Source organism: Microbacterium sp. LWS13-1.2 (assembly GCF_040144835.1).
Taxonomy (GTDB): Bacteria; Actinomycetota; Actinomycetes; order Actinomycetales; family Microbacteriaceae; genus Microbacterium.
Window position 1 is genome coordinate 947,790 of sequence record NZ_CP151632.1, and the last position, 25,281, is coordinate 973,070.

Annotated in this window: 18 protein-coding genes and 3 rRNA genes; 5 read left to right on the forward strand and 16 right to left on the reverse strand. The window is 66.2% G+C overall.

What is annotated here, in order from left to right:
- Position 1 precedes the first annotated feature (1 nt).
- Complete coding sequence (locus MRBLWS13_RS04620) at positions 2-1,039, reverse strand: HAD-IIA family hydrolase (protein ID WP_349427865.1); 1,038 nt, start codon at positions 1,037-1,039, stop codon at positions 2-4.
- Positions 1,039-1,983 carry a hypothetical protein gene (locus MRBLWS13_RS04625; protein ID WP_349427866.1) on the reverse strand — a complete coding sequence of 315 codons (945 nt, stop codon included), beginning with the start codon at positions 1,981-1,983 and terminating at the stop codon, positions 1,039-1,041. Before MRBLWS13_RS04625 ends, MRBLWS13_RS04620 begins: the two co-directional genes overlap by 1 nt.
- Positions 1,984-1,989: 6 nt before the next feature.
- Between MRBLWS13_RS04625 and MRBLWS13_RS04630 the strand changes: the two genes are divergently transcribed.
- Entirely contained in the window at positions 1,990-3,282 is a 1,293-nt protein-coding gene (locus tag MRBLWS13_RS04630; RefSeq protein WP_349427867.1) for a hypothetical protein, read from the forward strand.
- 45 nt (positions 3,283-3,327) lie between these two features.
- Here MRBLWS13_RS04630 and rrf read toward each other — a convergent pair.
- The 3 genes from rrf to MRBLWS13_RS04645 all read right to left on the reverse strand — a co-directional run bounded on the left by rrf (position 3,328) and on the right by MRBLWS13_RS04645 (position 8,628).
- A 5S ribosomal RNA gene (gene rrf, locus MRBLWS13_RS04635) occupies positions 3,328-3,444 on the reverse strand.
- A 105-nt stretch (positions 3,445-3,549) separates the two neighbouring features.
- A 23S ribosomal RNA gene (locus MRBLWS13_RS04640) occupies positions 3,550-6,654 on the reverse strand.
- A gap of 451 nt (positions 6,655-7,105) precedes the next feature.
- Positions 7,106-8,628, reverse strand: a 16S ribosomal RNA gene (locus MRBLWS13_RS04645).
- Together the 16S, 23S and 5S rRNA genes form the textbook arrangement of a ribosomal RNA operon.
- 565 nt (positions 8,629-9,193) lie before the next feature.
- Here MRBLWS13_RS04645 and dapD point away from each other — a divergent pair.
- On the forward strand, positions 9,194-10,150 hold the full coding sequence (dapD, locus tag MRBLWS13_RS04650; protein ID WP_349427868.1) for a 2,3,4,5-tetrahydropyridine-2,6-dicarboxylate N-succinyltransferase: 957 nt from the start codon (positions 9,194-9,196) through the stop codon (positions 10,148-10,150).
- Between the two features lie 54 nt (positions 10,151-10,204).
- On the opposite strand, the gene MRBLWS13_RS04655 is transcribed toward dapD, so the two are convergent.
- A complete protein-coding gene (locus tag MRBLWS13_RS04655) occupies positions 10,205-10,774 on the reverse strand; it encodes a helix-turn-helix domain-containing protein (protein ID WP_349427869.1) in 570 nt (189 codons plus the stop codon).
- Positions 10,775-10,957: 183 nt separating this feature from the next.
- Here MRBLWS13_RS04655 and MRBLWS13_RS04660 point away from each other — a divergent pair, with 183 nt between their 5' ends.
- Positions 10,958-12,403, forward strand: a complete 1,446-nt coding sequence (locus MRBLWS13_RS04660) for an MFS transporter (RefSeq protein ID WP_349427870.1) — start codon at positions 10,958-10,960, stop codon at positions 12,401-12,403.
- Between the two features lie 100 nt (positions 12,404-12,503).
- On the opposite strand, the gene MRBLWS13_RS04665 is transcribed toward MRBLWS13_RS04660, so the two are convergent.
- From MRBLWS13_RS04665 to MRBLWS13_RS04690, 6 genes are all read right to left on the reverse strand, one after another.
- The gene (locus MRBLWS13_RS04665; protein ID WP_349427871.1) at positions 12,504-13,802 is read right to left on the reverse strand and encodes a citrate synthase; all 1,299 of its coding nucleotides are present in this window, start codon (positions 13,800-13,802) and stop codon (positions 12,504-12,506) included.
- A 188-nt stretch (positions 13,803-13,990) separates the two neighbouring features.
- Complete coding sequence (dapC, locus tag MRBLWS13_RS04670; RefSeq protein ID WP_349427872.1) at positions 13,991-15,142, reverse strand: succinyldiaminopimelate transaminase; 1,152 nt, start codon at positions 15,140-15,142, stop codon at positions 13,991-13,993.
- A gap of 1 nt (position 15,143) precedes the next feature.
- Complete coding sequence (fdxA, locus tag MRBLWS13_RS04675) at positions 15,144-15,464, reverse strand: ferredoxin (protein ID WP_349427873.1); 321 nt, start codon at positions 15,462-15,464, stop codon at positions 15,144-15,146.
- 174 nt (positions 15,465-15,638) lie between these two features.
- Complete coding sequence (locus tag MRBLWS13_RS04680; RefSeq protein ID WP_349427874.1) at positions 15,639-16,004, reverse strand: DUF6113 family protein; 366 nt, start codon at positions 16,002-16,004, stop codon at positions 15,639-15,641.
- Positions 16,005-16,069: 65 nt separating this feature from the next.
- Entirely contained in the window at positions 16,070-16,384 is a 315-nt protein-coding gene (locus tag MRBLWS13_RS04685; protein ID WP_349427875.1) for an AzlD domain-containing protein, read from the reverse strand.
- On the reverse strand, positions 16,381-17,100 hold the full coding sequence (locus tag MRBLWS13_RS04690) for an AzlC family ABC transporter permease (protein ID WP_349428984.1): 720 nt from the start codon (positions 17,098-17,100) through the stop codon (positions 16,381-16,383). The genes MRBLWS13_RS04685 and MRBLWS13_RS04690 overlap by 4 nt, the downstream gene beginning before the upstream one ends.
- Before the next feature lie 349 nt (positions 17,101-17,449).
- Here MRBLWS13_RS04690 and MRBLWS13_RS04695 point away from each other — a divergent pair, with 349 nt between their 5' ends.
- Positions 17,450-17,746, forward strand: coding sequence for a hypothetical protein (locus MRBLWS13_RS04695; RefSeq protein WP_349427876.1), 297 nt, complete (start codon positions 17,450-17,452; stop codon positions 17,744-17,746).
- Between the two features lie 284 nt (positions 17,747-18,030).
- Here MRBLWS13_RS04695 and typA read toward each other — a convergent pair whose 3' ends face one another.
- Both typA and MRBLWS13_RS04705 read right to left on the reverse strand, forming a co-directional pair.
- Positions 18,031-19,941, reverse strand: a complete 1,911-nt coding sequence (gene typA, locus MRBLWS13_RS04700) for a translational GTPase TypA (protein ID WP_349427877.1) — start codon at positions 19,939-19,941, stop codon at positions 18,031-18,033.
- Positions 19,942-20,031: 90 nt separating this feature from the next.
- Positions 20,032-21,792 carry an ABC transporter ATP-binding protein gene (locus MRBLWS13_RS04705; protein ID WP_349427878.1) on the reverse strand — a complete coding sequence of 587 codons (1,761 nt, stop codon included), beginning with the start codon at positions 21,790-21,792 and terminating at the stop codon, positions 20,032-20,034.
- A gap of 38 nt (positions 21,793-21,830) precedes the next feature.
- On the opposite strand from MRBLWS13_RS04705, the gene MRBLWS13_RS04710 reads away from it, so the two are divergent.
- A complete protein-coding gene (locus MRBLWS13_RS04710; protein ID WP_349427879.1) occupies positions 21,831-22,436 on the forward strand; it encodes a PH domain-containing protein in 606 nt (201 codons plus the stop codon).
- Positions 22,437-22,450: 14 nt separating this feature from the next.
- Here the strand turns inward: MRBLWS13_RS04710 and MRBLWS13_RS04715 are convergent, their stop codons facing one another.
- Both MRBLWS13_RS04715 and MRBLWS13_RS04720 read right to left on the reverse strand, forming a co-directional pair.
- Complete coding sequence (locus MRBLWS13_RS04715; RefSeq protein WP_349427880.1) at positions 22,451-23,605, reverse strand: ABC transporter permease; 1,155 nt, start codon at positions 23,603-23,605, stop codon at positions 22,451-22,453.
- Positions 23,605-25,140: an ABC transporter permease gene (locus MRBLWS13_RS04720; protein ID WP_349427881.1), complete on the reverse strand. Its 1,536-nt coding sequence runs from the start codon at positions 25,138-25,140 to the stop codon at positions 23,605-23,607. Before MRBLWS13_RS04720 ends, MRBLWS13_RS04715 begins: the two co-directional genes overlap by 1 nt.
- Between the last annotated feature and the right edge of the window lie 141 nt (positions 25,141-25,281).

Consider the following 25,281-nt stretch of genomic DNA (forward strand, 5'->3'; position numbering starts at 1 on the left):
GTCAGGGCCGGTGGAACGGGTCGGCGTACAGCCGCTCGGGCACGCGGAAGCCGAAGATCGCACGGCCTGTCGACCAGATGGCAGCGGCGCCCGCTCGCACCAGGTCGATCGCGCGGTCCCCCTCGCTCAGAATGCGGATGTCGGCACCGTCGATCGCGACGCGCGCGTCGCGCACGGTGGCGACCCCGTCCTTCACCTGCACCTCGGGGTACGGCTCATGAAGTTCGCGAAGATCGCCGAGGATGTAGGTCGGCCGCGAACTCTCCGGCGCCGCCAGCACGTGCTTGGGTCTGTCCACACCCGTCAGCACGAGCGCCGACCCGATGCCCGCACGATTCGCGCCGAGGATGTCGGTGTCCAAGCGGTCGCCCAGAAACAGCGGATGCCGCGCCTCGAACCGCGCCACAGCCTCCTGGAAAATGGGCGTCTCGGGCTTGCCGGCCACGGTGGCGAGCCGGCCCACCGCTGTGTGCACCGCGGACACGAGCGTGCCGTTGCCGGGAGCGATGCCGCGTGACTGCGGGATCGTCCAGTCGGTGTTGGTGGCGACCCAGGGGATCCCGCCCTCCTCCTCGGGAGTCTTCAGGGCGAACGCCGCTTCGGCGAGCTGTGTCCACCCGACCTCGGGGGCGAACCCTTGCACGACGGCCGCCGGGGCGTCGTCGGCGCTCCGTGTCACGACGAAGCCGGCCTTCTCGACCTCGACCACGAGACCATCTCCGCCCACGACGAGCACGGTCGATCCGGGCGCGATCCTCTCTGCGAGCAATCGCATCGCGGCCTGCGGGCTGGTGACGACATCCCGCGGGGCGGTCTGCAGACCGAGCTCGCTCAAGTGCGCCGCCACCGACGCGTCGGTGCGCGCCGCGTTGTTCGTGATGTAGGCCAGGGATCGGCCGTCCCGGGCGCGATTCAGACTCTCGACCGCGTACGGCAGCGCTCCCGCGCCGGCGTACACGACTCCGTCGAGATCGGCGAGCACGACGTCGACACCGTCGAGCGGGGCGGGCGTCGCCGCCCGCCTCCCGAAGAGCGCCATCAGCGCTCGGCCTCGTCGGTGTCTGCGTTCGCCTCCGCATCGGCGCTTGCGTCGGCTTCGTGCCGCGGCTCGTCGACGCCGGCCTCCTCGAGGATCTCGGCGACCTCGTCGGCGACCGAGAGCTCCTCCTGAGGGCTCAGCTCGGACTCGGGTTCGGCAGCGACCTCTGGCTCGAATTCATCGTCGGCCTCGGGCTCGGGCTCGGATTCCAGCTCGTGCTCGGATTCGTCGAGAGCGTCGACCTCGTCGGACGACTCGTCCTCGGCCTCGTCTTCGGGCTCATCGAGATCCACGATCTCGTCGAACGACTCGTCCTCGGCCTCGTCTTCCGCGTCATCGAGATCCACGACCTCGTCGAACGACTCGTCCTCGTCGTCCTCCTCGAGGACTTCTTCTACGAGCACCGTCTCGAGATCGCCGAGACCGGTCGCCGCATCGATCGCCTCTCCGGCGACGACGGCACGACGGTGCCACTGCGCAGCCTCGTCGGTGCGACCGAGCTCTTCGAGCACCGCGGCTCGCGCGGCGAACAGGCCCGGACTCCATTCGAAGGCGCGATCGGGGTCGAGTTCGGGGATGTCGAGCTCCTGGAGAGCGCGCTCGGGCTCGCCGAGGTCGAGACGAGCGCCTGACATCGCGATCGCCAGCTCCACGCGGACGGGAGTGTCCAACGTGGCGCGGTCGACGGAGCGGCCCACCTCGAGGGCACGATCGGCGCGCCCGACGCCGCGCTCGCTGTCGACCATGAGTGCGATCTGGTCGTCGCGGCCGGAAATGCGCCGGTAGGTGCGCAGCTCGCGCAGAGCGAGGGCGAAGTCGCCGGTCGCGTAGGCGGTGATCGCGAGGGTCTCGCGCACGACCGCGATGCGCCCGGCCCGGCGGGATGCCGACAGCGCGTGCTGGTGCGCCAGCGCGGGATCCTCGTCGATGAGCTCCGATGCCATCGCAAGGTGGCGCGCGACTTCGTCGGCGTTCTCCTTGCTCAGCGTCTTCAGCTCGTTGCGCGCCGCCGGCGGCAGGTCGCGCGCGGTGACGTCATCGGGGATGAACGGGTCGTCGTGCCGCGGACGGACCGGTCGGATCTCACCCTCGCGGACCTCGCGATCGGGGCGGTTCGCCCCGCCGCGGGTCGGGCGAGCGCTGCGCTCGTACGGCTTGCGGTCGCCGCCATCGCGCGGGGTGTAGGAACGCTCACCGTCACGGGGAGCGTAGGGGCGGTCGCCGTCGCGCTTCTGGTACGGCTTACGGTCTCCGCCATCGCGGGGGACGTAGGGGCGGTCGCCGTCGCGCTTCTGGTACGGCTTACGGTCTCCCCCGTCGCGCGGCGTGTAGGAACGCTCACTGTCACGAGGTGCGTAGGGGCGGTCACCGTCGCGCTTCTGGTACCGCTTACGGTCTCCCCCGTCGCGCGGCGTGTAGGAACGCTCACTGTCACGAGGTGCGTAGGGGCGGTCGCCGTCGCGCTTCTGATAAGGCTTGCGGTCACCGCCATCACGCGGGGTGTAAGAACGCTCGCCATCCCGAGGAGCGTACGGACGGTCACCGTCACGCCTCTGATACGGCTTACGGTCGCCATCGCGGGGAGCGTAGGGGCGGTCCCCCTCGCGCTTCTGGTAGGGCTTGCGGTCCCCGGCATCACGCGGCGGGTACGAACGCGCGCCGTCACGGGGAGCGTACGGGCGGTCGCCGTCACGCTTCTGATACGGGTTACGGTCGCCATCACGAGCTGCGTAGGGACGATCACCCTCACGCTTCTGATACGGCCTCCGGTCGCCATCACGAGCTGCGTAGGGACGATCACCCTCACGCTTCTGATACGGCTTACGGTCGCCATCACGAGCTGCGTAGGGACGATCACCCTCACGCTTCTGATACGGCCTCCGGTCGCCATCACGAGCTGCGTAGGGACGATCACCCTCACGCTTCTGATACGGCTTACGGTCGCCATCGCGAGCTGCGTAGGGACGGTCACCCTCACGCTTCTGGTACGGCTTACGGTCGCCATCGCGAGCTGCGGACGGGCGATCACCCTCGCGCTTCTGGTACGGCTTCCGGTCGCCGTCTCGTTTCTGGTACGGCTTCCGGTCGCCGTCTCGTTTCTGGTACGGCTTGCGGTCGGCTCGTGCCGGCGACTGCTTCCCGTCGGATCGTTCGCTCGGCGCGCGTCTGTCGTCGCGCGGCTCCTGCTCTGCCATTCTTCGATCCTCCTGGATGCGGTCTGCGTCGGCAATCCACCCTGTTAACGCGCAATGGCCACCCCATCAGGGGTGGCCATTGCGTGAATGGGTGTCCGGCGGTGTCCTACTCTCCCACAGGGTCCCCCCTGCAGTACCATCGGCGCTGAGAGGCTTAGCTTCCGGGTTCGGAATGTGACCGGGCGTTTCCCTCTCGCTATGGCCGCCGAAACTCTCTTGATGTTTCAGTCTTCACAACGTGAAAAGCAATGTTTTGTTGTGTTCCCGACCGTACATCGGGAACCACTCAGTGGACGCAAGCACCATGAACGGTGTGTTATCAAGTCATCGGCTTATTAGTACCAGTCAGCTGCACGCATTGCTGCGCTTCCACATCTGGCCTATCAACCCAGTAGTCTGGCTGGGAGCCTCTCACCCGAAGGTATGGAAGTCTCATCTTGAGGCCGGCTTCCCGCTTAGATGCTTTCAGCGGTTATCCATCCCGAACGTAGCTAACCAGCGGTGCACTTGGCAGTACAACTGGCACACCAGAGGTTCGTCCAACCCGGTCCTCTCGTACTAGGGTCAGATCCTCTCAAACTTCCTACGCGCGCAGCGGATAGGGACCGAACTGTCTCACGACGTTCTAAACCCAGCTCGCGTACCGCTTTAATGGGCGAACAGCCCAACCCTTGGGACCTACTCCAGCCCCAGGATGCGACGAGCCGACATCGAGGTGCCAAACCATGCCGTCGATATGGACTCTTGGGCAAGATCAGCCTGTTATCCCCGAGGTACCTTTTATCCGTTGAGCGACAGCGCTTCCACAAGCCACTGCCGGATCACTAGTCCCGACTTTCGTCCCTGCTCGACCTGTCAGTCTCACAGTCAAGCTCCCTTGTGCACTTACACTCGCCACCTGATTGCCAACCAGGTTGAGGGAACCTTTGGGCGCCTCCGTTACTTTTTGGGAGGCAACCGCCCCAGTTAAACTACCCACCAGGCACTGTCCCTGAACCGGATTACGGTTCGAAGTTAGATATCCAGAGTGACCAGAGTGGTATTTCAACAATGACTCCACGAATACTGGCGTATCCGCTTCACAGTCTCCCACCTATCCTACACAAGCCACACCGAACACCAATACCAAGCTGTAGTAAAGGTCACGGGGTCTTTCCGTCCTGCTGCGCGTAACGAGCATCTTTACTCGTAATGCAATTTCGCCGAGTTCGCGGTTGAGACAGTTGGGAAGTCGTTACGCCATTCGTGCAGGTCGGAACTTACCCGACAAGGAATTTCGCTACCTTAGGATGGTTATAGTTACCACCGCCGTTTACTGGGGCTTAAATTCTCAGCTTCGCCTTGCGGCTAACCGGTCCTCTTAACCTTCCAGCACCGGGCAGGCGTCAGTCCGTATACATCGTCTTGCGACTTGGCACGGACCTGTGTTTTTAGTAAACAGTCGCTACCCACTAGTCTCTGCGGCCACCACACCCTTTTTGAGGCAAGCTCATATAAGTGGATGGCCCCCCTTCTCCCGAAGTTACGGGGGCATTTTGCCGAGTTCCTTAACCACGATTCTCTCGATCTCCTTGGTATTCTCTACCTGACCACCTGAGTCGGTTTGGGGTACGGGCGGCTAGAACCTCGCGTCGATGCTTTTCTTGGCAGCATAGGATCACCCACTTTTCATCCGCATCGTGTCTCAGCCGTCATGAGTGGCGGATTTGCCTACCACTCGGCCTACGCACTTGCCCCGGGACAACCATCGCCCGGGATGGGCTACCTTCCTGCGTCACACCTGTTAATACGCTAACCGCACCAGAATGGGGTCGTGCGCTAGGCCCACAGCATCACCCCGAAGGGATCCGTCAATGGGATTCAGACACTTAGCACTACTGGGTTAGTTTGGGCGGTTCTTCGCCGGTACGGGAATATCAACCCGTTGTCCATCGACTACGCCTGTCGGCCTCGCCTTAGGTCCCGACTTACCCAGGGAAGATTAGCTTGACCCTGGAACCCTTGGTCTTTCGGAGGACGTGTTTCTCACACGTCTTTCGCTACTCATGCCTGCATTCTCACTCGTGTGGCGTCCACGGCTGGGTCACCCCGCCGCTTCACTCGCCACACGACGCTCTCCTACCCATCAACACGGCTGGACCACGAAGGCCTACCAATAATGTCAATGCCACAACTTCGGTGGCGTGCTTGAGCCCCGTTACATTGTCGGCGCGGAATCACTTGACCAGTGAGCTATTACGCACTCTTTCAAGGGTGGCTGCTTCTAAGCCAACCTCCTGGTTGTCTAAGCAACTCCACATCCTTTCCCACTTAGCACGCGCTTAGGGACCTTAGATGGTGGTCTGGGTTGTTTCCCTCTCGACTATGAAGCTTATCCCCCACAGTCTCACTGCTGCGCTCTCACTTACCGGCATTCGGAGTTTGGCTGACGTCAGTAACCTTGTAGGGCCCATCGGCCATCCAGTAGCTCTACCTCCGGCAAGAAACACGCAACGCTGCACCTAAATGCATTTCGGAGAGAACCAGCTATCACGAAGTTTGATTGGCCTTTCACCCCTATCCACAGCTCATCCCCTCAGTTTTCAACCTAAGTGGGTTCGGCCCTCCACGACGTCTTACCGTCGCTTCAGCCTGGCCATGGATAGATCACTTCGCTTCGGGTCTAGGACATGCGACTGAATCGCCCTATTCAGACTCGCTTTCGCTACGGCTACCCCACCCGGGTTAACCTCGCCACATATCGCTAACTCGCAGGCTCATTCTTCAAAAGGCACGCTGTCACCCCTACTAAGGAGGCTCCAACGGTTTGTAAGCAAACGGTTTCAGGTACTATTTCACTCCCCTCCCGGGGTACTTTTCACCTTTCCCTCACGGTACTTGTCCGCTATCGGTCATCTGGGAGTATTTAGGCTTATCAGGTGGTCCTGACAGATTCACACGGGATTTCTCGGGCCCCGTGATACTTGGGATACTCTCCACGTCAGAACACGCATTTCGACTACGGGGCTGGCACCCACTCTGGCCCGCCTTTCAAGACGGTTCGTCTATACGCTTCTGTCACGTCGACCACTCGGCAGAATGATCCGGAAAGTCCCACGACCCCTCACATGCAACTCCTGCCGGATATCACACACATAAGGTTTAGCCTGATCCGATTTCGCTCGCCACTACTCACGGAATCACTGTTGTTTTCTCTTCCTGTGGGTACTGAGATGTTTCACTTCCCCACGTTCCCTCTACCCGCCCTATATATTCAGGCGGGAGTCACCAGGTACGCACGCGCCCTGGCGGGGTTTCCCCATTCGGACACCCTCGGATCAAAACTTGCTTATCAGTTCCCCGAGGCTTATCGCAGATTGCTACGTCCTTCTTCGGCTCCAGATGCCAAGGCATCCACCGTTTGCTCTTAAAGACTTGAAATCACATGAGTTTCATCAAGAATCGAACCCAGACAATAAAGTCCAGGCTGAAATTGACTAATGATCTTTAAGATCATCAATATGAACCAGCCCGAAGGCCGATCCAAAAGATGCTCGCGTCCACTGTGTAGTTCTCAAAGTACGGGCGGTACCCCCCACCCACCGGCAACAGCCGGCAACCAGGAAGCCCAGAGAGTCAAACCCACCACCACAACCCTCCCCAAAAGGAAAGATCGAAGCAGCAGCGTCCGGTCCCTCAGGACCCAACAGCGTGCAGGCACCCCGCTCACCAACCCCCACCCTCCAACCACACCCCCGAAGAGACGCGGCGTACTAGTAGGAACCAGCTGCGCTGATGCCATGTCAAATGTTCCACCCTGAGCCCCAGCCACACACAGTCGGTGTGGTACTGGGTCCTGGAACCCCCCGAAGAGGATTCAGGTGCTCCTTAGAAAGGAGGTGATCCAGCCGCACCTTCCGGTACGGCTACCTTGTTACGACTTAGTCCTAATTACCGATCCCACCTTCGACGGCTCCCTCCACAAGGGTTGGGCCACCGGCTTCAGGTGTTACCGACTTTCATGACTTGACGGGCGGTGTGTACAAGACCCGGGAACGTATTCACCGCAGCGTTGCTGATCTGCGATTACTAGCGACTCCGACTTCATGAGGTCGAGTTGCAGACCTCAATCCGAACTGGGACCGGCTTTTTGGGATTCGCTCCACCTCACGGTATTGCAGCCCTTTGTACCGGCCATTGTAGCATGCGTGAAGCCCAAGACATAAGGGGCATGATGATTTGACGTCATCCCCACCTTCCTCCGAGTTGACCCCGGCAGTATCCCATGAGTTCCCACCATTACGTGCTGGCAACATAGAACGAGGGTTGCGCTCGTTGCGGGACTTAACCCAACATCTCACGACACGAGCTGACGACAACCATGCACCACCTGTTCACGAGTGTCCAAAGAGTCCCCTATTTCTAGGGTGTTCTCGTGTATGTCAAGCCTTGGTAAGGTTCTTCGCGTTGCATCGAATTAATCCGCATGCTCCGCCGCTTGTGCGGGTCCCCGTCAATTCCTTTGAGTTTTAGCCTTGCGGCCGTACTCCCCAGGCGGGGAACTTAATGCGTTAGCTGCGTCACGGAATCCGTGGAAAGGACCCCACAACTAGTTCCCAACGTTTACGGGGTGGACTACCAGGGTATCTAAGCCTGTTTGCTCCCCACCCTTTCGCTCCTCAGCGTCAGTTACGGCCCAGAGATCTGCCTTCGCCATCGGTGTTCCTCCTGATATCTGCGCATTCCACCGCTACACCAGGAATTCCAATCTCCCCTACCGCACTCTAGTCTGCCCGTACCCACTGCAGGCCCGAGGTTGAGCCTCGGGATTTCACAGCAGACGCGACAAACCGCCTACGAGCTCTTTACGCCCAATAATTCCGGATAACGCTTGCGCCCTACGTATTACCGCGGCTGCTGGCACGTAGTTAGCCGGCGCTTTTTCTGCAAGTACCGTCACTTTCGCTTCTTCCTTGCTAAAAGAGGTTTACAACCCGAAGGCCGTCGTCCCTCACGCGGCGTTGCTGCATCAGGCTTTCGCCCATTGTGCAATATTCCCCACTGCTGCCTCCCGTAGGAGTCTGGGCCGTGTCTCAGTCCCAGTGTGGCCGGTCACCCTCTCAGGCCGGCTACCCGTCGACGCCTTGGTGAGCCATTACCTCACCAACAAGCTGATAGGCCGCGAGCCCATCCCCAACCAAAAAATCTTTCCAACCACGAGCCATGCGGCTGCGGTTCGTATCCAGTATTAGACGCCGTTTCCAGCGCTTATCCCAGAGTCAGGGGCAGGTTGCTCACGTGTTACTCACCCGTTCGCCACTGATCCACCCCGCAAGCGGGGCTTCACCGTTCGACTTGCATGTGTTAAGCACGCCGCCAGCGTTCATCCTGAGCCAGGATCAAACTCTCCATAAAAAATGAATACTGCAACCCACCCCGGAAAAAGGGACAAGAAGCAGCGAGTTCAACCATGACCAAAAACGAATATCAAACTGACATCCATGAATTGATCCAAAAAGGACCCCCACCAACCAAACAAATGGTCAGCGAGGATACAAAAATTGGCATTTGACAAGTGCACGCTGTTGAGTTCTCAAAGATCGGACGCACCAACGTTCCGGTCTCTCAACCTTCGCCGCTGGGCAACTTCACTATCTTACACACGCCGTTTCGCCTGTCAAACCGACGCAGCGAGGCACAAGACCCCACCACACCGCCGACCGACGCACACGAGAGTGGAAGAAACCCATCCTAATCCGAAACCGGCATACTCACCAGGAGCAGTTCAGATGGGGTGGTTCACTGCTTGAGGGGAGCCAGGCCTTCCGGCCTTCCGCTCTACCCTTTGGGGCGAACAAGTAATACTTTACGTGCGACCTGGCCACCCGTCGAATCCAGCCCACACCCCGGGCGTGTCGCACCCCCGCATCCGCGGAAACACGCGGGAACCGGGCCGGGCCGGCCGCGCTAGCGTGGAGGCATGACCGAAGAACGATGGGTGTGGGGCGTGGGCCTCGCGACGACCGCCGAAGACGGAACCGTGCTCGACACGTGGTTCCCCTCCCCCTCCGCGGGACGGATCCCGCTCGGGTTCGATCCGCAGCTGGCGCCGGATCAGCTCGACCACCTCGCGGTGGCCGACCCCCGTCGCGCCGTCTCCGTCGACGTCGTCGCGGTCGAGGCGGACCTCGACGCCCCGCCCTCGTCGACACCGGACGCGTATCTCCGTCTTCACGCGCTCTCGCATCTGCTCGTGCGTCCCAATGAGGTGAATCTCGACGGTGTGTTCGCGCACCTGCCGAACGTCGCCTGGACCACCGCCGGTCCGATTCATCCCGACACGCTGACCAGGCTTCGCCCTTATCTCGCGCGCGACGGGATCCAGGTGCAGGGTCTCGACAAGTTTCCGCGCCTGCTCGACTACGTCACGCCCCCGGGCGTGCGGATCGCCGACGCCTCGCGCGTGCGCCTGGGCGCCTACCTCTCACCGGGCACGACGGTCATGCACGAAGGGTTCGTCAACTTCAACGCCGGCACGCTCGGACAGAGTATGGTCGAGGGCCGCATCTCGCAGGGCGTCGTCGTCGGCGACGGCAGCGACATCGGCGGCGGCGCGTCGATCATGGGCACCCTGTCCGGCGGGGGAACGCACAGGGTCTCGGTCGGTGCGCGGACGCTGCTCGGCGCGAACGCCGGCATCGGCATCTCACTGGGCGACGACTGCGTGGTCGAGGCGGGCCTCTACGTCACCGCCGGCACCAAGGTGGTGCTTGCGGACGAGCCGGGTCGCGCGGACGGCTCGCCCACGACGGTCAAGGGCGCCCAGCTGTCGGGGGTGGCCGGGCTGCTGTTCCGTCGCAACTCGCTGACGGGTGCCGTCGAGGCGGTCCGGCGTGCGGGCGTCGGCGTGACACTCAACGAGGCGCTGCACGCCTGACATCAGCCGGCCGGCCGCATCGCCGACGTGGGAGGTGAGGCCGGTCGTACGAGATCAGCGGCGGATCGCGTTGATCGCCAGGTTGAGCACGCGCTGGCGCTGAGCCTCGTCGTCGAACGAGGCGACGGCTGCGACCCCTGAAACGAGCTTGACGACGTCGCCGATGGAGATGTCGGGATCGACGTCGCCGGCCGTCTGTGCGCGCTCAAGCAGCGGCTCACCGGCCGACAGCATGATCGTCCGACACTCGGCGAGCACCGGAGACCGGCGGTTCAGTCCGTCCAGCAGCGCGTGCTTCGTGCCGACGTACGTCACGAAGCGGTCGAGCCAGGCGCGCAGCGCATCCCAGGGCTCGAGGTCGGCGACCTCATCGGCGGCGCGCGCGAGCGCATCGACTTCGCCGAGGTAGAGCGTCTCGATCAGGTCGTCGCGGGTCGGGAAGTTGCGGTAGAGCGTGCCGATGCCGACCCCGGCGCGACGCGCGATGTCTTCCAGGGACGCGGCCGAGCCCTCCTCGGCGAACGCCTCGCGCCCGGCGGCGACCAGGGCGTCGAAGTTGCGCGCGGCGTCGGCCCGCTGGGGACGGCGCGCATCCAGCGCGGATACCCGCTCGACGACCGACATTCCGACGACCTCCCGTGGTGCTGCTGACTGCGACCGCCGAGACGGTTGCATATCCGTACGAAGTGGTGGTTGCGAAACGGAGGGGCCCTCCGCTAATCTCTAAGCGGAGGCTTCCTCCGTTCGGAGACCTACCTCCACTCTACTCCGCATTCATCGGATCCGCACCCATCGGAAGGCCCGTCGATGCCCGCCATCCCCTTCACTCCTCGCGCAGCGTTCGCGGCGATCGCTCTCAGCGTCGCCTCGCTCGCGCTGCTGCAGAACCTCGTCATTCCCGTCATCCCGTTGATCGCCGCCGACTTCGGCGTGACGGCGGATGCGGCATCCTGGACCAACACCTCGTGGCTCATCGCCGCCGCTGTGGCCACTCCCCTCCTCGGCCGGATCGGCGACCTGCGCGGCCGCCGCAACACGTTCCTCGCCGTCCTGGGCGTGGTCGCTATCGGCGACATCGTTGCATCGTTCGCGCCGAACCTGCAGATCCTGATCCTTGCCCGCGTCCTGCAGGGAATCGGCGGCGCGCTCTTCCCGCTCGCCTTCGGCCTGCTGCGCGATGTGATGCCCCGCCACCAGCTCACCGGCGCGATCGGCGCCACGAGTGCGATCATCGGCATCGGCGGCGCGGCGGGCAGCGTCCTCGCCGGTCCTCTCGCCGAGCTGCTGGGCTGGCAGGGCATCTTCGCGGTGCCGTTCGTCGCCGCCGTGGCCGGGATCGCGCTGACCGCGATGCTCGTGCCGCCGGCGGGGCTGCGCGCCACGGGAAGCGTCAACGTCGTCTCGGCAGTCCTGCTCTCGGGCTGGCTCATCGCGCTGCTGGTTCCGCTCAGCTCGGGAGCCCGCTGGGGCTGGACCTCCCCGCTCACACTCGGCATGTTCGCTGCGGCGACGGTGCTCGTCGTCGCCTGGGTCGTCGCGGAGCTGCGCTCCGACAACCCTCTCGTGGATCTGCGCCTGATGGCGACGCGCGCCATCTGGCCGGTCAACACCGCCGCACTCCTCATCGGCGCTGCCGCCTTCGGATTCTGGGGCTACCTGCCCCAGTTCCTCGAGACGCCCGCCGACTCAGGATGGGGCCTCGGGCTCGGGGTGCAAGCGGCAGGACTCGCGCTGCTCCCGCTCCTCATCGGCATGTCGAGCGTCGGCTTCGCCACGGGAGCGATCGCACGCGTCATCCCGCTCCGACTCATGATGGCGCTCGGCGCGCTGCTCATGGCGGGTGGCGTGGTGTTCGCCGTTTTCGACCACGAGACGGTCCTGACCCTCGCCATCGCGGGCGGCGTGTTCGGGCTCGGCATCGGGCTCGCCTATGCCTCCACCGCGAGCATCATCGTCGAGAGCGTGCCGGCGGACCGCACCGGTATCGCGACCGGCGTCAACGCCAACCTCCGCACCATCGGATCGGCGATCGGCTCGGCCTTCACGACAGCGATCGTGTTCGGCTCGGTCGCCCCCGGCGGATCCCCCGCCGTCGACGGATACGCCGTCGCGTGGCTGACCCTCGCCGCCGGCGCCGTGGTCGCTGCGGTCATCGTGCTGCTCGTCCGGCCGCGTCGATCGACGGATGCCGCGACCACGCCCTCCGACGAGGAGAGAGCAGACGTGCCCGCCGCCCTCGCCGAGATCGCCTGACCGCCGGGCGACTCGAATGACGGATGCCGTGCCCCTCGGGGCGCGGCATCCTCGTTCTGCCGTCGATCACGCGGTGGAGCGCTCGTCGACGCAGGCCGGGTCAGGACAGACCCGGGTAGCTCCGCTCCTCGGCGCCGACGTACAGCTGCTGCGGGCGGCCGATCTTGGTCTGCGGGTCGCCGGCGGCCTCGCGCCACTGCGCGAGCCAGCCGGGCAGGCGCCCGATGGCGAACAGCACCGTGAACATCCGGGTCGGGAACCCCATCGCCTTGTAGATCACGCCGGTGTAGAAGTCGACGTTCGGATACAGCCGGCGGTCCTGGAAGTACGCGTCGTTGAGAGCGATCTCTTCGAGCTCCTTGGCGAGATCGAGCAGCGGGTCGCTGACGCCGAGAGCGTTCAGCACCTCGTCGGCCGACTCCTTCACGAGCTTGGCGCGCGGGTCGTAGTTCTTGTAGACGCGGTGTCCGAAGCCCATGAGCTTCACGCCGTCTTCCTTGTTCTTCACGCGCTCGACGAAGCGCTGGACGCTCTCACCGGAGTCGCGGATGCGCCCGAGCATGTCGAGCACGGCTTCGTTCGCGCCGCCGTGCAGCGGCCCGTAGAGCGCGTTGATGCCGGCCGAGATCGACGAGAACTGGTTCGCGCCGGTCGAGCCGACCAGGCGCACCGTCGACGTCGAGGCGTTCTGCTCGTGGTCCTCGTGAAGGATCAGCAGTCGCTCGAGCGCACGGGACATCACCGGGTCGACCTCGTAGACCTCGGACAGCACGCCGAAGTTCAGCTTGAGGAAGTTGTCGACGAAGCCGAGCGAGTTATCGGGGTACAGGAACGCCTGGCCGATGCTCTTCTTGTGCGCGTACGCCGCGATGACGGGCAGCTTCGCCAGCATGCGGATCGTGTTGAGCTCGACGTGCTCGGGGTTGTTGGGGTCGGACTGGTGCTCGTAGTACGTCGAGAGCGCCGACACCGCCGAGGAGAGCACCGACATGGGGTGCGCGGTGTGCGGAAGCGCGGAGAAGAATCGCTTCAGGTCTTCGTGCAGCAGCGTGTGCCGACGGATCTTCTCGTCGAACTCCCCCAGCTCGTCGGCGGAGGGGAGCTCGCCGTAGATGAGCAGCCACGCCACCTCGAGGTAGGTGCTGTTCTTCGCCAGCTGCTCGATCGGGTAGCCGCGATAGCGCAGCACGCCCTGGTCGCCGTCGATGTAGGTGATCGCCGACTTGGTCGCCGCGGTGTTCACGAAACCGTAGTCGAGAGCCGTGTAGCCGGTCTGGCGGGTGAGGGTGGAGAGGTCCACGCTCGGCGAGCCGTCGGTGCCCCGCAGGAGCGGGAACTCGGCGGACGTATCACCGATCGTGAGGGTGGCCTTCTCCTGCTGGGTGCCCGCGTCGCTCACGGCGCCTCCTCGCGATTTCTGGTCGTACCGGGGGTGTCGTCCGGTCCTGAGCGACACCGTGGGGCGGTCTGCGTCAGAACGGAGGGGCGGGACGGGGGATGCCGCGTCGCCGCGTTCTTACAGCCTAGTCCGCCGCTGCGCCTACTGCTGACACAGCCAAAGGGACGCGGCATCCGATGGAGGAATCCTCAGCCAGGGGCGACGGTGCGCACGTTGTCGCTGCGGTGAATGGACGCCGACGCGCGCAGGCGCTCGGCGGCCGCGGCGATGCGGTCGTCGGTCGCGGTGAGCGACAGCCGGATGTGCTGCGGGAAGTGCACGCCGTAGAAATGGCCGGGACCCGCGAGGATGCCGAGGTCGGCGAGTCGGTCGATGCTCTCCCACGCATCACGGCCCTCGGTCGCCCACAGGTACAGGCCCGCCTCGCTCGCGTCGATGCGGAAGCCGGCCGCTTCGACGGCGGGCCGCAGGATCTCGCGCCGGCGACGGTAGAGCTCCTTCTGCGCCGCGACGTGGACGTCATCCGTGAGGGCGGCGACCATCGCCGCCTGCACCGGCAGCGGCAGCATGAGGCCGAGATGCTTGCGTGCCGTGAGCAGACGAGCGACGACGGAGGGATCGCCGGCGAGGAATGCCGCCCGGTACCCGGCGAGGTTCGACTGCTTGCTGAGCGAGTACACCGACAGGATGCCGCGCAGGTCGCCGGCGATGACCCGGGGATCGAGCACCGACGGCACCGGCTCGCGATCCCAGGGGGCGTCCCAGCCGAGCTCGGCATAGCACTCGTCGGACGCGAGCACGGCGCCCAGCTCCCGCGCTCGTGCGACCGCAGCACGCAGGGCGTCGACGTCGAGCACGCGGCCGTCCGGATTCCCGGGCGAGTTCACCCACACCAGGCGCGTTCCCTCCGGCCACTCCGCCGGGTCGTCGGACGCGACCGGCGTGGCGCCGACGAGGCGCGCCCCCACCTCGTACGTGGGGTAGGCGGCGCGGGGATGGACCACGATGTCGCCGGGGCCGAGGCCGAGCAGCAACGGCAGCAGCGCGACCAGCTCCTTCGAGCCGACGGTGGGAAGGACGTTGGCGGGCGTGAGGCCCGCAACTCCGCGGCGGCGGTCGTACCACTCGGCGATTGCTGCGCGCAGCGACGCCGTGCCGACGGTCTGCGGGTAGGCGTGCGCGTCGGTCGCCGCACGCAGCGCGTCGGCGACGACCGAGGGCGTCGGGTCCACGGGCGACCCGATCGAGAGGTCGACGATGCCGTCGGGGTGCGAGCGCGCCTTCTGCGCGTACGGCGCGACGGCGTCCCAGGGGTAGTCCGCGAGGTCGGCTACCGCCACGTCAGTGTTCCTGCGGCGGGAGCGCCTCGATGACCGGGTGGTCCTTGTGGATCACACCCACCTTGGCCGCGCCGCCCGGGGAGCCGATGTCGTCGAAGAACTCGACATTGGCGGTGTAGTAGTCCTGCCATTCGTCGGGCAGGTCGTCTTCGTAGTAGATCGCCTCGACGGGACACACCGGCTCGCAGGCGCCGCAGTCGACGCACTCGTCGGGGTGGATGTACAGCGACCGGTCGCCCTCGTAGATGCAGTCCACGGGACACTCGTCGATGCAGGCGCGGTCCTTGACGTCCACGCAGGGAAGGGCGATCACGTACGTCACCCGCTCAGTCTACGTCCGACCGGGGCAGGCCCCACGCCCCGCTCCGCATCCGACCGGGGCCGGCCCCACGCCCCGCTCGGCATCCGACCTGGGCCGGCCCCATGCCACGCCCCGCATCCGACTTGGGCCGACCCCGTACCGAAGCTCGCTTCCGCGCTGAGGCCCGTCCTCGGCTCAGGCGGCGGCGCGGGAGCGATCGGGCCAGGCGACGGCGAGGGCCACGAGGATCGGCACCGCGAACGTCCAGACCACGGCGAGGCCGGTCTGCGGCACCACCACCGAGCCTCCGGGTCCGCTCCCCGAGAACACCAGCGTGGAGATCATCATGCCGCCGCCGGTCGCGAGCGTCGCCCACCTGTCGGAGGTGAGGAACCGCACCGCCACCAGCAGCGCTGCCGATCCGATCACCGCCAGGATGAGCCCGAGCGGGAACCAGCCGATCGTGTACGCGTGGGCGACGGTTCCGGCGACCCCGTACACCAGCCCGACGAGCAGCGCGACGATCCAGCTGCCGATGCGGGCGGGGACGGAGGGACGCATGACTCGATCGTACCGACCTCGTCCATGAGGGCGGTTCCCCCGCCTGGTCGCGCGACGGAGACGGTCTACGCCGCCCAGCCCCACAGGCGCAGCAGCGCCGCGACGAGGGCTGCGGCGATCACCACCACGAGGAACGGCGCACGCAGGAGGAGCAGCCCCGCGGCGACGAGCACGGCGGGCACGCGGGCGTCGACCACGATCGCCTGACCCGCGCCGAGCGTCTGCACGGCGACAAGGGCGGCCAGGAGTGCGACCGTCAGCAGATCGGCGATCCGCAGCGGAGTGGGTGCCTCCACCCAGCGGGCGGGGATGAGATAGCCGACCGTCTTGAGCGCCACGCACACGATCGCGGCGACGAGCACCGCTGTCCACATGGTCACGGCAGCCCCTCGCGCTCCGCCACGTCGTCCGGCTCGGCGGCATCCGCTGCGTCATCCCTGCCGAGCCAGTTGGTCCAGCCCACGAGGATTGCGACGGCCGCCGCGACGATCACGGGCAGCCCGGGCATGAGCACGGGCGTCAGCACCGTCGCGATGACGGCAGCGGCGACTCCGACGACGATCGGCTGCCGGGCCCGGAGCCGCGGCCACAGCAGGGCGAGGAAGGCGGCCGCCGCAGCGGCATCCAGTCCGTACGCCCGTGGGTCACCGAGCACGTCGCCGAGCAGGGCGCCGGCGAGCGTAAACAGATTCCAGCCGACGTAGATGCCGATGCCCGTGACCCAGAACCCGAGGGTGCGGGCGCGCGCAGTGCGCTGTGCGAGCGAGACGGCGGTGGACTCGTCGATCGTGAACTGCGCAGCGGCGGCGCGGCGCCAGAACCCCGGACCGATCACCGGGGACATGCGGATGCCGTACGCGACGTTGCGCACCCCGAGAAGGGCCGCGGAGGCGATCGCGGCGGGTGCGGCCGCCAGTCCCCCGGCGCCGACTATCCCGACGAACGCGAACTGGGACCCGCCCGTGAACATCACGAGGCTCAGCACGCAGGTCTGCCACACGTCGAGTCCTGCGGCGACCGCCAGCGCGCCGAACGAGATGCCGTAGGCACTCGTCGCGAGAGCCACACCCAGCCCCTGACGAACGGCCAGCTTCACCTCTCCGGCGCTGTGCGCGTCGTCGAAGTGGGGGTCGAGAGTCACGTCGTCATGCTACCGACGGCTGCGCGGCGTCACTCCGGTCCGCCTCGAGGCGACTGGCCACCTCGGAGTGCGGCATCCACTCAATGGGACTGCGTTTTCCGGCCGCCCGGACCATGCTGGTCGCACACGCAGAAAATGCTTCCTCGCTTGTGGGTGCCACCACCCGTTCTCATCACGGATTCTGCTTCCCGACGAAGGAGTCCCATGAGAACGACGCTGCCCCGCGCGCGCCCTCCGCAGCCGAACGCCCCGGCGACCACTCACCAGAGCCGCCGGCCTCGCGACCGCCCTCGCCCTCGCCGCGGTGCCGCTCATCGCCGCGGGCGACGGCTGGGCCTCGTGGTCGGGACCGACGGCGCCCGAACGCGTCCCGCGCGTGGCCGAGCCCGTCAGCGGCGGGGGTGCGGCGGACTCCTCCCAGGTGTACGTCGTGGACGACTGGCAGAAGCTCCGCGATGCCCTCGCGGGAGTACCCGGCGGCTCGCAGAACGATGCGCGCTACAACCAGGTGCCCCGCATCGTCTATGTCACCGGCGAGCTCGATCCGTGGCTCCGCGCCGACGGCAGCCGCATCCCTGCGACGAGATCGCCTCGCAGGTGACGGTCGCGGGCACCGGAGCCCCGTTCGACATGGACGACTACATCGCCGCGTTCGGTCCGGGCGTCGACCCGTCCGGGTTCACCGTGTCGGACGACAACGGCCGCGACACCGGGCTGCGCGACGGCGACTACCGGGTGTTCCCCGACCTGTGGTGGGGGCAGAACGCGACGGTCGTGAAGCTGTACGAGAACGGCGTGCTGATCGACGCGCAGGGGATCGACGGCGCCTCGCCCGCCGCTCAGCACGCCGCGTTCGACATCGCCGGCCGCGGCATCCGTCACTGCTTAGGCGTTGGCGTCCTGGCGCTTCAGGCGTGCCGTGGCGCGGCCGCGCTCGGTCGCGTCGAGGACGACCTTGCGGATGCGCACCTTCTCGGGCGTCACCTCGACGCATTCGTCGTCGCGCGCAAACTCCAGGCTCTCCTCGAGCGAGAGCTGACGCGGCGGGGTCATCGACTCGAACGTGTCGGCCGTGGAGGAGCGCATGTTGGTGAGCTTCTTCTCCTTGGTGATGTTCACGTCCATGTCGTCATTGCGCGAGTTCTCGCCGATGACCATGCCCTCGTAGACCTCTTCGGTCGGCTGCACGAAGAACGACATGCGCTCCTGCAGGGCGATGATCGCGAAGGGCGTCACCACTCCCGAGCGGTCGGCCACGATCGAGCCGTTCTGACGCGTGACGATGTGACCCGCCCACGGCTCGTAGCCGTGCGAGATCGCGTTGGCGATGCCGGTGCCGCGCGTCGTGGTGAGGAACTCGGTGCGGAAGCCGATGAGACCGCGCGAGGGCACGATGAACTCCATGCGCACCCAGCCGGTGCCGTGGTTCGTCATCGTCTCCATGCGGCCCTTGCGCGACGCGAGAAGCTGCGTGATCGCGCCGAGGTACTCCTCGGGCGAGTCGATCGTGAGGTGCTCGAACGGCTCGTAGGTCTTGCCGTCGACCTTCTTCGTGACCACCTGGGGCTTGCCCACCGTGAGCTCGAAGCCCTCGCGCCGCATGTTCTCGACGAGGATCGCGAGGGCCAGCTCGCCGCGACCCTGCACCTCCCACGCGTCGGGGCGACCGATGTCGAGCACCTTCAGCGACACGTTGCCGATGAGCTCGCGGTCGAGGCGATCCTTCACCATGCGGGCGGTGAGCTTGTGACCCTTCACCTTGCCGACCAGCGGCGAAGTGTTCGTGCCGATCGTCATCGAGATCGCGGGGTCGTCGACGTGGATGGCGGGCAGCGGCCGGACGTCCTCGGGATCGGCGATCGTCTCGCCGATCGTGATCTCCTCGATGCCGGCGATGGCGACGATGTCGCCCGGGCCGGCCTCTTCCGCCGGGTAGCGCTCGAGCGCGCGGGTCTTCAGCAGCTCGGTGATGCGCGCGTTCGAGTGCGTGCCGTCGTGGCGCACCCAGGCGACCGTCTGGCCCTTCTTCAGCGTGCCGTTGAAGACGCGCAGGAGTGCGAGGCGGCCGAGGAACGGGCTGGAGTCGAGGTTCGTCACCCACGCCTGCAGCGGGGCCTCATCGTCGTAGGACGGCGCCGGCACGTGCTCGAGGATCGCGCCGAAGAGCGGCTCGAGGTCGGCGTTGTCGGGCAGCTCGCCGTTCGCGGGACGGTTGCGCGATGCCGCGCCGGCACGACCCGACGCGTAGACCACGGGCACATCGAGGAGCGCGTCGACGTCGAGGTCGGGCACGTCGTCGTGGAGGTCCGACGCCAGGCCGAGCAGCAGGTCGTGCGCCTCTTCCTCGACCTCGGCGATGCGCGCATCGGGACGGTCGGTCTTGTTGACCAGGAGGATCACCGGCAGCTTCGCCTCGAGCGCCTTGCGCAGCACGAAGCGGGTCTGGGGCAGCGGGCCCTCGCTCGCGTCCACCAGCAGCACGACGCCGTCGACCATCGAGAGGCCGCGCTCGACCTCGCCGCCGAAGTCGGCGTGGCCCGGGGTGTCGATCACGTTGATCGTCACGGGCACGTCGGTGTGGACGCCCTTGTAGGTGATCGCCGTGTTCTTCGCGAGGATCGTGATGCCCTTTTCGCGCTCGAGGTCGTTCGAGTCCATCGCGCGTTCTTCCATGTGCTCGTGCGAGCCGAACGAGCCGGTCTGACGGAGCATCGCGTCGACGAGGGTGGTCTTGCCGTGGTCGACGTGAGCGACGATAGCCACGTTGCGGAGGTCCGGACGGAGGGCGCGCGCCATGAGGGAATCCTTGAAAGAGAATGGGGATGCCGGAATGCCGGCATCCCCATTCTATTGGGCGCTCCTGTGTGTCGCCTTTCGGCGCTGTGGTCAGCCCTCCAGGCCCGCTGCGAGCAGGGCCGCCCGCGCTTCGCGGCGCACGCGCTGCTCGTCGGGGTCGGGCACCGGGATGGCCGCAATGAGCCGTCGCGTGTAGTCCTCCTGCGGCGCCCGCAGGATCTGACCGGTCGCACCCTGCTCGACGATGTGCCCGTGATGCATCACGATGATCCGGTCAGCGAGCGAGTCGACGACCGCGAGGTCGTGGCTGATGAACAGGCACGCGAAGCCCAGGTCCTGCTGCAGCACGCGCAGCAGCTGCAGCACGGTGGCCTGCACCGACACGTCCAGCGCCGACGTGGGCTCGTCGGCGATCAGCAGCTTCGGCTGCAGCGCGAGAGCGCGCGCGATGCCGACGCGCTGCTTCTGACCGCCCGACAGCTCGTGCGGGTACCGGTTGCGGTACGAGCGGGGCAGCTCGACCGCGTCGAGCAGCTCCTGCACGCGCACGTCGAGCTGGCGGCCCTTCGCGACGTTCGCCAGCAGCATCGGCTCACCGATCGACTGGCCGATCGGCAGGCGAGGGTTGAGCGACGAGGACGGGTCCTGGAAGACGATGCCGACGTCCTTGTGCACGGTGTGCAGCAGACGGCGGTCCGCCTTCGAGATGTCGTGCCCGACGACCTCGGCGCGCCCCTCCGCGATCGGCAGCAGGCCGATGGCGGCGCGGCCGACCGTCGTCTTGCCCGAGCCGGACTCGCCGACGAGGCCGGTGACCTCACCCGGGAAGATCGAGAAAGTCGCGTGCTCGACGGCGCGGAACGCCGGGACGCGCCCGCGCTTGGGGTACTCGATGGCAACGTCCTGGAAGTCGAGCACCGGAGCGCCGAGGCCCTTGCGACGCTCTTCGTCCGCGCGCGCGGCCACATCCGCCAGTCGGATCACCGACGTGTCGCCGGCCAGCGCAGCCGTCGTGTCGATCGACTCCCCCGCCGCGTCGCCGATGCGCGGCACCGCCGCCAGCAGCTGCTGCGTGTAGGGATGCTGCGGACGGTTGAACACGGCATCGACGGTTCCACGCTCGACGATCTCGCCCTTGCGCATCACCACGATGTCGTCGGCGATGTCGGCCACCACGCCCATGTCGTGCGTGATGATGAGGATGGCCGAGTCGAGACGGTGACGCAGGTCGCGCATGAGGTCGAGGATCTCGGCCTGCACCGTCACATCAAGCGCCGTGGTGGGCTCGTCGGCGATGAGCAGCTGCGGATCGCACGAGATCGACTGCGCGATCATGGCACGCTGTCGCTGTCCGCCCGAGAGCTGGTGCGGGTAGGAGTTGAACGCCTTCAGCGGATCGGGCAGTTCCACCATGTCCAGGAGCTCGAGCGCCCGGGCGCGCGCTGCGCTCGGCGTCATACCCTTGTGGATGCGGAGCGTCTCGATGATCTGGAAGCCCACCGTGAACACGGGGTTCAGCGCGGTCATCGGCTCCTGGAAGATCACCGCGATCTCACGGCCGCGCACGCGGCGCAGCTCTTCCTTGCGCAGGCCCAGGATCTCGCGGCCGCCGAGCTTGACACTGCCGGTGACGCGGGCGTTCGAGGGCAGCAGTCCGAGCATCGCCATGGAGCTCGCGCTCTTGCCCGAGCCGGACTCGCCGACGATCGCGAGGGCCTTGCCCGACTCCACGAAGTAGTCGAGCTTCTTCGCCGCGGGAACCCAGTAGTTGTCGACAGCGAAGTCCACGGACAGGCCGCTCACCTGCAGCAGCGGGCCGCCGGTGGATTCGGTGTGGGGGGACGCGTTCATTGGATGGTCCTTGCGGGGTCGAGAGAGAGAATGGGGAGGTGACCGACCCTGCGATCCGCATCGACTCCCGTTTCAACCGCATTGCTGCCGTCATCGTCTGGAGTCTCGCGGCGCTCGCAGTGATCACCGCCGTATGGAGCTCGGACGCGCGGCTGACGTGGGTCTACGCCGGCGCTCCGCTGGCCGCGCTTCTCGGCTGGGCCGCCCTGTGGCGCCCGTGCGTCGTCGTGTCCGATCACGGCGTGCGCATCGAGAACGTCAGTCACGACGTCGATGTGCCGTGGGAGGCGCTCGTGCATGTCGACACGGCCCGCGCCCTGACGCTGCACACGCCGTCCGGCAGCTTCACCGCCTGGTCCGCGCCGGCGCCCGGCTTCTTCACCACGATGATGGGCAACGCCAAGGCGCGCCGCGAGGCGAGCGCCGCCGGCGGCGAGGCGCGTCCCAGCGACCGCCTGGGCACCGACTCGGGCAATGCCGCCCTCGTCGTGCGCGAAACGTGGCGCCGCCGCCTGGACGGCGGTCAGGTGGAGCTCGGCGTCGCCGACGAGACGCCGGTGAAGCGCCACTGGCACCTGCTCTACCTGGTGGCGTCCGCCGTGCTCGCGGTGGCGTCCGTCGCGCTGATCATCGCCACGGGCTGACCGCTTCTCGAGCATCATGCGCGGCGATCCGGTTCGGGCGAGATCTCCTCGTCGAGGACGTCGTCGCCGCGATCGCTCGTCACACCCGACACGGTCGTTCCGCCGCCGGCGGTGACCATCGCACCCTCGGGCACATCGGCGGTGGTGCCGCTGACGAGCACCGCATCGTCCGGGAGGTCCTTCACCTTGCGGAAGACCACGCGCTTCTGGCGCGGGTCGAACGCATCGCGCAGGCCGTCGCCGACGAAGTTCACCAGCAGCGACAGGATCACGATGAAAGCCGCCGGCCACCAGAACAGCCACGGGCGGGTCTGGAACGCCGACTCGTTCGACGCGATCAGCAAGCCGAGCGAGACATCGGGAGCGCGGACGCCGTAGCCGAGGAACGAGAGCGACGTCTCGAGGATGATGGCTGCGGCGATCAGCAGCGTCGTCGCCACGATCACGACGCCGATCGCGTTGGGCAGGATGTGCTTGAAGATGATGCGCGCGTCCGATGCCCCGGCGACCCGCGCCGCCTCGACGAACTCGCGCTCACGCAGCGTCAGGAACTCGGCCCGGACCAGACGCGCGATGCCCGTCCACACGAAGAAGCCGAGGAACAGGGCCAGGAACAGAGGCCCCAGGTTGCCGACGGACGAACCGACCACGGCGCCGATGACGATCACCGGGATCACGATGACGATGTCGGTCAGGCGCATCAGCACCGCGTCGACCCACCCGCGATAGTAACCGGCGATCGCACCGACCACGACGCCGATGAAGGCGCCGATGAGGCCGATGATGAACATGATGTACGACGAGTTCACGAGGCCGCGCATGACCATCGCGAAGTAGTCCTTGCCGACCGTGTTCTGACCGAACGGGTGGTCGCCCAGCGAGAACGGGAAGAGCGTCAGCGTCGGCTTGCCGCCGTCGGTGATCGGGATCAGCTGCTCATAGTTCCACTTCCACCAGCCCGGGATCGGGCCGATGCCGGTCGCGGTGACGGCGAATCCGACGATCAGGATGAAGAGGATCGCGCTGATCACGGCGGGCTTGTGGGCGATGAACCGACGGAAGGTCAGTCGCCCCTGGCTGACGCCGCGCTCGTCGGCGGTCTGGACGTGCACGCCGCCTTCGGCGACCTGGCTGGGCGGTTCGAGGGACGGATCGATCGGGATGGACATTACTTGACCCTCACTCTCGGGTCGATTGCCGAGTAGGCGAGGTCGGCGAGGAAGTTGAACGTGATGGCGAACACGGCGATGACGACGAAGTACGCCATGACCGGGTTGGGGTCGGCATGCGAGAGACCCTGGTTGAAGAGAGCACCCATGCCGCTGAACGCGAAGATCCGCTCGGTGATGATCGCGCCACCGATGAGCGCGCCCACATCGGCCGCGACGATCGTGGTGATCGGGATCAGCGAGTTGCGGAACGCGTGGCGGACGATGACGGTGCGCTCCGGCAGACCCTTCGCGCGCGCCGTGCGGATGTAGTCCTGGTTCAGCGTCTCGAGCATGCCGCCGCGCGCGTAGCGCGTGTACGCCGCGAACGAGATGAGCATGAGGCTGATCGTCGGCAGCAGCAGGTGGGTGAACGTGTCGATGCTCTGGATCCACCAGTCGCCCTGCAGGTTCGGTGTCTCCGAGCCGATCGTGGCGATCGGGCGGCCGTTCACCTTCGGGTTGTTGACGTAGTCGTTCCAGCGCCCCATGAACTGGTTGAGGACGATGACGCCCATTCCCAGGATGCCGGTGAGGGCGCCGATGCGCATCGCCTGGCCCTTGTCGTACTCACCCAGGAACCAGCCCGCCGCCACGCCGACGAGCGCCGAGGCGACGAAGAGCGCGAAGACGCCCCAGCCGTTGAACGAGTCGAGGAAGGGCTGCAGCACGAAGAACGCGGCCACCAGCACGATGACGGTCGCACCCGCCGTACGCCAGGCGTAGCGCGCGCGGGGTCCGGCGATGATCAGCACCATCGCGGCACCGAACGCGGCGATCAGCAGCGGCGTGAGGACGGGGCCGAGCGACGGGTAGAGGAACCACGCCGTGACGCTCATGCCGTAGAGCATGGCGCCCGTGGTGACGACTGATGCGGCGAAGACGACCAGGCGACGCTGCCTGTTCCCGCCGATGATCGCCTGCCAGAAGACGCCCGATATGAGGCTCAACGCGATGATCCACGGCCATGTGAACACCGGGCTGTCCAGCCAGTTGTTGAAGCCGAGGGCCAGGAAGACCTTGAGGAGAACACCCATCACGAACGAGGGCAGCGAGTAGAACAGGAAGCTGGCGAACGTGAACGAGTAGTCGATCGCGCTGTACTGACGCAGCGCCGAGACGATGCCGACCAGGATGCCGAGGACGATCGCGAGGATCGTCGAGGCGGTCACGAGCTGGAGCGTCGCACCCATGGCGCGAGCGAGAAGGACGTCGACCGGCTGGTTCTGGATCGTGACGCCGAGATCGCATCCGCCGAACGGGATGACGCAGCGTGCGGCGCCGAGAAGCCAGTTGAACCAGCGGACGGGAATGGGCTGGTCGAGGTTCAGCCAGTCGATGCGCTGTGCGATGAGCGCGTCGCGGTTCGGGCTGTTGGAGGCGTACAGATCCTCGAGCGGGTCTCTTGCCAGAGCCACGAGGGTGTACATCAAGAAGGATGCGGCGATGAGGATCAGGATCGAGACCCCGATGCGCCGCAGGACGAAGCTAAGCACTGGGCTGGCCCTTCATGCAGAAAAGGTAGCAGGCGGGCGACGGCGGCAGCAGAGGCCTGACGTCGCGGTCACCCGCAGTGGACGGGAAGACACACGCACGGGGCGCCGGGCTGCAAGAACCCGACGCCCCATGGCGTGGTG

What these genes read in the sequence shown, in the direction of transcription:
- MRBLWS13_RS04660 (WP_349427870.1), top strand. Translation starts at nt 10,958, where the DNA reads ATGCCCGCCATCCCCTTCACTCCTCGCGCAGCGTTCGCGGCGATCGCT.
- MRBLWS13_RS04655 (WP_349427869.1), bottom strand. Translation starts at nt 10,774, where the DNA reads ATGTCGGTCGTCGAGCGGGTATCCGCGCTGGATGCGCGCCGTCCCCAG.
- MRBLWS13_RS04625 (WP_349427866.1), bottom strand. Translation starts at nt 1,983, where the DNA reads ATGGCATCGGAGCTCATCGACGAGGATCCCGCGCTGGCGCACCAGCAC.
- typA (WP_349427877.1), bottom strand. Translation starts at nt 19,941, where the DNA reads ATGGCGCGCGCCCTCCGTCCGGACCTCCGCAACGTGGCTATCGTCGCT.
- dapD (WP_349427868.1), top strand. Translation starts at nt 9,194, where the DNA reads ATGACCGAAGAACGATGGGTGTGGGGCGTGGGCCTCGCGACGACCGCC.
- MRBLWS13_RS04680 (WP_349427874.1), bottom strand. Translation starts at nt 16,004, where the DNA reads ATGCGTCCCTCCGTCCCCGCCCGCATCGGCAGCTGGATCGTCGCGCTG.
- MRBLWS13_RS04715 (WP_349427880.1), bottom strand. Translation starts at nt 23,605, where the DNA reads ATGTCCATCCCGATCGATCCGTCCCTCGAACCGCCCAGCCAGGTCGCC.
- MRBLWS13_RS04620 (WP_349427865.1), bottom strand. Translation starts at nt 1,039, where the DNA reads ATGGCGCTCTTCGGGAGGCGGGCGGCGACGCCCGCCCCGCTCGACGGT.
- MRBLWS13_RS04705 (WP_349427878.1), bottom strand. Translation starts at nt 21,792, where the DNA reads ATGAACGCGTCCCCCCACACCGAATCCACCGGCGGCCCGCTGCTGCAG.